The sequence below is a fragment of the Photorhabdus cinerea genome, assembly GCF_011189575.1.
In the GTDB taxonomy this organism is placed as follows: domain Bacteria; phylum Pseudomonadota; class Gammaproteobacteria; order Enterobacterales; family Enterobacteriaceae; genus Photorhabdus; species Photorhabdus cinerea.
In genome coordinates, this window is sequence record NZ_PUJW01000029.1 from 1 (window position 1) to 6,435 (window position 6,435).

The window sequence follows — 6,435 nt, forward strand, 5'->3', positions numbered from 1 at the left end:
AAGGCCAGATCACCATTGGTGACAAAGGACTGGACGGTAAGGCGACGGATTATGTCGATATCCTCAGCCGGGCAACGGAATTAAATGGCAAAATTCAGGCGAACACCCTGTCGCTGACGCAGGGCGCCAACCGCATCAGCTTAAAAGACGGCACAGTGAGACCTATCACTGGCGAAGGGGCTAAACCGCAATTAGCCGTGGATACCAAAGCCTTAGGCGGCATGTACGCGAATAAAATTCAGCTAATTGCCACCGAAGATGGTGTCGGGGTTAATCTGAAAGAGTTAACCAGCAATCAACGTGATATTACCTTAAACGTTAACGGCAAAATCGAACTGGGAAATATTAAGGCTAAAACGGGCCTGAATGTTATTGGCAAAGAAGTCTATATCGCTGCCAATATTAAGGTACAAACAGAACCAGATATTATCCTTGTAAACACCACACTGCACAATAATGAACTATGGACTGAAGAGGAATGGCAGCAAGGACTCAATTATTTTATTCAAGGACTAAATTGGTCACAAGGATTTAATGGAGCATATGGCTTTAAAGGTTTTCAACAAGAACGACCGCTTTCAGAGGTTAATCCTCACGGCTTAAATCAGAACTGTTATTACAGTACAGTTGCGGCACTCGTAAATAAAACGACAACCGATCTTGTTGGCGAAACAGAAATTATGCAACAGGACATGGCTAACTTAATAGAAATCGAAGATTTATTCAGGGCTGCTGGGGTCAACTCAAGCCGAACAGATTTTAATCATCAAGATGCTCAACTTCGCTGGAGTGAAACATTTCACTTTATGAGAAATAATTTGCATCCTGGTCAATTTGCCGGCCTTGCTTACATACGCCCATGATCTCAACCACAAAATAATTTATTTTCCCCTGGTGGAGGCCATATGGTAGTTGTCGGACGCCAGGAAGCCCAACATTTACCTGAACTAATAGTTTTTGATTACCAAAGTGGACAAACAACCGCACTGTACGAAAACTCTCCTCCTGAAGGTCAATTCCACGAACGCTACCATGTATTTAATCGGCTTCCTACCCAAAGTCGGAAAATATCAGGAGACACCTGGGGGATACTTTATTCGAAGCTTATTTCCAATACGGTCCAAGCACAGAATAATATTGGGGTTCTCGGCTTTGAGCGTAATGGCGAAATGATCTTCCAAACATTTTCTCTTACAAACTCTAATCTGAATGTCTTTCAGGAAGTAAGTAGGACAGGAATACATGTAAGACCTGCTCAATTAGGAGGGCTTACGGAACCCACAGATGCAAATCGCGGACAATCTTATCGGGCATGGCTTCTTGAATAAAATAATCACAATATCTACGAGATGGCAGCAAAACCCCCTGTATAAAATAGGGATCGTTATAATTGATTGACTGGCCGTATTATATCTGATAAAACCATATTAAATATGGTCTATTTATAATCAATCGAGAAATAGAATCGACAAAGGCAAGATTGAGCAGTATCCCCAGTTGAAAACTACAATTTTGTCCAAGTGAACAGAGCGTATCTGAAAGAATAGCGTTTCCTGACAAGGAGAAACCCAATATTTTTAGAAAAATCACAACCTTCGTTGTGATTTAGATGAACAATTATAGGATTTGTTTAAGATGATGAAGTTATGCCGCATTATTTTTGCGATTATTGTATTTTATTCTCTTTTCGTTGGTATAATGCAAGTATTGTCGCTTAGTAATTATATTTTCAGTGACTATTTTGGATGGTGGCTGATTCCAGCCAGAGTGAGTGCTGTTATATTATCTCTTTACCTTTTTACTCTCATTCTTAATTTTTTACCTCTTATTATTGTTGTTTTTATACTTAGCCTGATTATGTTTGTAAATGTATGGCATTGGTCATTATGGACTTCGATATTTATATTCATTTGGCCTGTTATTGTTGTCTTTGGTTACTGCCTACTCACCAAGAGCCTGAAATATGATACATCAGACTAATTTTTTTCTAAAAAAATCAATTCGATGTGATATTCAATATTAATGAAAATGGAAAAGTTTAAATACGGTTTAGGCGACGGTAAAAACTAACAGGTTTACGGAAACTACTCAATTAAAACCACTCATTAAATGGTTTTTTAACTAAAAAGCAGAAAACCCTCGAAATGAGAATTACTTTACAGGGTTATCCTCTTTTGACTTGTTTTCTCTTTTTTAGTGATAGAAAACCTGCTTTTTTTCGGTGATTAATCAGTTAAAAGGAAAAAATAGTCACCCATTCATGCCAGATGTTTAAATGGTACAGAATGACTAAAAACGGCTTATTCCCTGTCATGTTTAATGCATTTATTGGCGGTGCTATCCCACCCTGACTGATTTCATGAGCCCGTTTAATCAAACCAATAAACTTAATGCTGCTTTATTATTTATGCATTTACCCTTTTATTTAAAATACCCGTTATCTTTCAAGTTGCCTCTTTGTTGGCGGCACTCACTCACCCCGGTCACAGAGTTATCTATGCTCCTGGGGATTCGCTCCCTTGCCGTCGCGAGGCATCTTGAAATCCATAGGGTATAGATGTAGGTAAATAGAGTTAAGTGAAAACCATAAAATCGGGCATCCAAATACTCAAATCACTCTCGAAAACTGACGCTGGCGAACTTGCTGGCGCAAATAAATATCAAAACACATACAAATATTACGAATAAGTAACCGGCCCCGTGGCATCACTTGAATCCATTTTTCATTCACGTCAACCAGCCCATCTTTAGCTAATGGCACTAATAATTGCAAATCTTCCGCAAAATAACGGGGAAAACTCAGACCATATTGTTGCTCAATATCGGCAAAATTCAGGCGGAAGTTACAGATCAGCGCTTTAATAACATCACGGCGAATACAATCATCCTGGGATAAAGTTAAACCACGCCATAAAGCATGGCCCTGTTTTTCCAATTCCGCATAATAGGTTTTTAACTCTTTCTGGTTTTGGGAATAGCTATCGCCCAACATACTAATCGCAGAAACTCCCATTCCTAACAAATCACACGCTTCCTGAGTGGTATAACCCTGAAAATTACGATGTAACTTCCCTTCCCGCTGAGCGACCGCCAGTTCGTCATCCGGGCGAGCAAAATGGTCCATACCGATAAACTGGTATCCATTTCCTGTCAGGGTTGCAATTGTTTCCTGCAAAATATCCAGCTTTTGCTCGGCACCCGGTAAATCGTGCTCTTTGATTTTACGTTGAGCAGCAAATAAATTCGGCAAATGAGCATAATTGAAAATACTCATCCTATCTGGAGCTAACGCTAATACCCGCTTCAAAGTGAAAGCAAAGCTTTCTGATGTCTGTTTCGGTAAGCCATAGATCAGATCAATACTGGTGGAATTGAAACCCGTTTCGCGGGCACGCGTGACCAAAGCAAAGATGAAATCTTCATCCTGTTCACGGTTAACCAGACGCTGTACTTCTTTATTAAAGTCTTGCACCCCCATGCTCAGACGATTAAAACCTTCGCGGTGCAAGTGATCAATCATATCCAGTTCAATTTCACGCGGGTCAATTTCAATAGAAATTTCAGCATCCGGCAGAAAATCGAAATGGTTACGCAACAATCCCATCAATGTACTGATTTGGTCTTTATCAAGATAGGTTGGCGTACCTCCGCCCCAATGCATCTGGCTCACTTTACGGCCAGAAAACAACTTTGAGCGCTCACGGATTTCACGTTCAAGCAATTGCAGATATTCATCCGCTTTATGCTTCTGACGAGTTACCAGTTTATTACAACCACAGAAATAACAGAGCTTATGGCAAAACGGGATATGAACGTAGAGAGAAAGCGGTCGTTCAGGATAACGGACAGCAGCCTGCATAAATGCTGCATTATCATACTGTTGATTGAATTCCAGCGCCGTAGGATATGACGTATAACGGGGGCCTGAATAATTGTATTTCTGGATCAAAGGCAGATCCCAGACGATGGCTTGCTCAAACATACTTATTCCTTCCGATGTTTTTGCCTGTCTAAACGCAACGCTTCCATTTGTTTGATGTGTTGCGCTGCGGTGACTCTGAGCAGCCGGGTTTTATGCTGCGACAATCGCCATAGTTTACCCAATAACCACAGCAAATAACATATTAATAGTGTGGTTATAAGGATTAACCCGCCTTTGATCATGGAAGACGAAACTAGTTGCCTTTCAGCAGTTGCATAATGTCATCCTTCTTCTCTTCTTCACCCTCTTCCTCATCCAGTTTAATTCCCAATTCTTCCATCAGGGCATCAATCCGATCCAGAGTAGTGTCAACATAAGCATTCTCTTCTTCAGACAACTTTTCGCCATTTTCCAGACGTTCCAACAATGCATCCAGACGATCATCGTTTTCCAGCATTGCCAGCTCTTCCTGCGGCGATATACGTGGTTTTGTCTCAGTCTTCGGTTTAGCGGCGACTGGTTTCATCGGCTGCTCGCCAATAATCAGCGGAACCGGCACCTTACTGCCAAGACGTGGATCAGATTGCTTCTTGCCTGACTGATGCTTATCGCTGTTTTTCTCCTGATGGCGGCTACCAGCCGGATTGCCGCGATGTTTTTTCTGGCGCTTACGTGCACGCCCTTCCGCATTTAGTTCTTCGCGGTTTTTTCTTTTCTGTTTACCAGCAGATGCTCTGGCCAGTGCTTTTTTCTTTAACGGGTTCATAGCCTGTTACTCAGTTTGGTTTATCAGGGTATTGCTGCGCCGGAATCTAACAGAAACCGCACGTATAGAAAAGCGCCGCAGATAACTCTTATCTTTTAGTCAAAATCTTCTATCATTCATACATGGTTTAACCATCAGCGAATATCCTATTAGCCTTGGCTTTTAATAAATGATAAATCGATATGCCTATTTCTGATACTTCTTCCTATAAACCCGTTTACTTATGGGCAGTTGGTTATGCTCTGTTATGGATTATCGTGAGCTATTCATTCGACCCAACCGTCCCTTATGATGCTGTCGAAGCATTGAACTGGGGTAAAAACGGAGAATGGGGTTCACCTAAAAATCCGTGGTTAGTCGGTGCAATGATGCTACCTGCTATTCATATAAGTGGTATTTCATTAAGTTTTTACTGGTACTTCATTCACTTTATCGCTATCGCTATCGGTATACTCGGCGTATGGCATTTGGCATTCCGGTTGACTGGAAAAAAAGAGCTGGCCTGGCTCGCCATGCTGACATTGAATCTGTCCGGTATTATTAATTTCGATATTATCCCTTATAACGATAATTATCTGCTAATTATGCTATGGCCGTGGACTATGCTGTTCTTTCTGCGAGCAGTGTACGACAATCCGCGCTGGTGGCTGGCATTTGCTCTCAGTTCCGGGCTGGCAGCAATGGGAAAATATTCCACACTGGCACTGGTTGGCTCGGTTTTCCTCCTGACACTATTTGTACCTAAAGTGCGTCAGTGCTATCGCCACCCTGCTCTTTACATCGCACTGATCATCTGGTTTATGCTGGTACTGCCTAACGTCTGGTGGCTGTGGAACAATGATTTTGCCGCCTTCAAATGGGTAGATTCACAGATAGATAACGGTTTTAATTTACACACCACCCGCTCGTTATTATCCGTATTTTATCCACTGATTATTGTTGGCATTATTATCTATATGCTTGGTGGCCGTATTAGCTGGCCGAAAGAGCAACCTAACCGACTGGTAAACATCGCTATTCTGTTACCATTACTGATTATTTACGGCTGGTTTTCATTCAATGAGGGCGGAAGAATGACTGAATGGTTACAACCCTTTATGTCTGTTTCATCAGCGCTGTTGGTTGGTTCTATCACCCGTTTTCCACAAAAATCATTACGCTGTACTCTGCGAGGACTCACTGTCGTTGCAATATTGATTTGGGGAGGATATGTACTGATTATGGTTGCCAATATCCGTGGTGCTGGTCATAAGTTTGAAGGTATCAAAGATTTTTCCTGGCAACTGGAGCAGCGCTGGCATCAATTCTATCCAACACCGCTCCATTATGTCGGAGGCGACTACTTGCATCAGTGGCTGACTTTCTACGCGCCAAGTCAGCCGGAAACGATCCAACCCTGGACGCTAGAAGGACAAGCACCCAATATCTATAATCGGCATGTCAAAGAAAACGATATTGTACGTGACGGCGCTATTCTGGTAGGCACAAAGGGTAAAACCTGTGAGCAAGAGGACTTCCATAGCGTTTTGCAAGACTGGCCAAAACTCAGAATAAATAGCACTGATGAATTTCTTTTTCAGCCTGAACCTGAAACTCAGCCAATACCGGTCTGTGTAGGCTTTGTGTCACCGGAAAAATATCAGTAGTTTTCTCTGAAATTTGAAAGCCTGATTTAACAGGCTTTCAACTCTTCATACACCTTTAACATAATGACAATATACAGTATTTCTACAGAGTTATATGTAAT

General features: G+C 41.7%; 4 protein-coding genes and 1 pseudogene. 3 read left to right on the forward strand and 2 right to left on the reverse strand.

What is annotated here, in order from left to right:
• Together C5469_RS19440 and C5469_RS19445 are read left to right on the forward strand one after the other, a co-directional pair.
• Positions 1–455, forward strand: a pseudogene (locus C5469_RS19440) (two-partner secretion domain-containing protein); the annotation flags it as partial.
• A 450-nt stretch (positions 456–905) separates the two neighbouring features.
• Positions 906–1,328, forward strand: coding sequence for a hypothetical protein (locus C5469_RS19445; RefSeq protein ID WP_166310088.1), 423 nt, complete (start codon positions 906–908; stop codon positions 1,326–1,328).
• Positions 1,329–2,608: 1,280 nt separating this feature from the next.
• Here the strand turns inward: C5469_RS19445 and hemN are convergent.
• Positions 2,609–3,982, reverse strand: a complete 1,374-nt coding sequence (hemN, locus tag C5469_RS19450; RefSeq protein WP_166310089.1) for an oxygen-independent coproporphyrinogen III oxidase — start codon at positions 3,980–3,982, stop codon at positions 2,609–2,611.
• Positions 3,983–4,175: 193 nt separating this feature from the next.
• The gene (gene yihI / locus C5469_RS19455; protein ID WP_166310091.1) at positions 4,176–4,688 is read right to left on the reverse strand and encodes a Der GTPase-activating protein YihI; all 513 of its coding nucleotides are present in this window, start codon (positions 4,686–4,688) and stop codon (positions 4,176–4,178) included.
• A gap of 182 nt (positions 4,689–4,870) precedes the next feature.
• On the opposite strand from yihI, the gene C5469_RS19460 reads away from it, so the two are divergent.
• Complete coding sequence (locus C5469_RS19460) at positions 4,871–6,334, forward strand: ArnT family glycosyltransferase (RefSeq protein ID WP_166310093.1); 1,464 nt, start codon at positions 4,871–4,873, stop codon at positions 6,332–6,334.
• The last annotated feature ends 101 nt before the right edge of the window (positions 6,335–6,435 follow it).